The 740-nt window shown below is 67.4% G+C and carries 1 protein-coding gene; it reads right to left on the bottom strand.

Translation table 11 applies throughout. The features are described from left to right. Positions 1-740, bottom strand: a 740-nt coding sequence (locus tag NEI07_RS09350) for an efflux RND transporter periplasmic adaptor subunit (protein WP_256034192.1), incomplete at both ends; no start/stop codon positions are given.

The raw sequence follows: 740 nt of genomic DNA, 5'->3' as shown, positions 1-740 counted from the left end.
CGAAACTCGGCGACGGCCGTGACCGACTGCGTCGCCGCGTCGACAGTGCGGCCGATGCGAATGAGTCTGCCGTCAATGCCCGCCAGGGGCACGTGCACGCGGGCGACGTTGTCGAGCGCAGCGGCGCGGCCAAGGGGCACCTGCAAATTGACCCAAATGGGGTCGAGCCGCGCAATCGTGATGAGCGGCGCCGACGCCTGCACGCGCTCGCCCGTCGTTCCGTGTCGCTGCAGGACGGTCCCGTTAACCGGCGCGCGCACGACAAGCGAGCTTGCGAGCTTGCGCTCGCGCTTCAAGGTCTCGATCTCCTGATCCGTCATGCCGGCCAGCGACAGAATTTGTCTGCGCTCATCGAGCGCCGAACGCGCCTGAGTCGCCTCGGCGCGCGTGACGATCAATCGCCGCTCGGCGATGATGTGCTCCTTGAACAGCTGCTCGTCGCGCCGCAACTTCTCGGCCGCGAGATTCGCCTCCGAGACTGCGTGCAGGAAGGCGCGCTGGGCCTCGATGAGCTCCGACGACTTCAGTGTCGCGATCGGCGCGCCTTGTTTGACGTCCTCGTCGATTGCGACGAGCAGAGTCTCGACCAGACCGGCGGCGGGGGCGGCCACAATGAGGAGCTGCTGCGGCGGCACGGCGACGACGCCCGGCACGACGAGTTCGCCCATGCCCGACTCCCGCTCGACGGGCTGAGTCTCAACGCCGGCGACGCGCATCTGATCTTCGCTGATTTTGACGAG

The organism is Methylocystis suflitae (genome assembly GCF_024448135.1).
Taxonomy (GTDB): Bacteria; Pseudomonadota; Alphaproteobacteria; order Rhizobiales; family Beijerinckiaceae; genus Methylocystis; species Methylocystis suflitae.
This window is presented reverse-complemented; position numbering and strand designations above follow the sequence as displayed.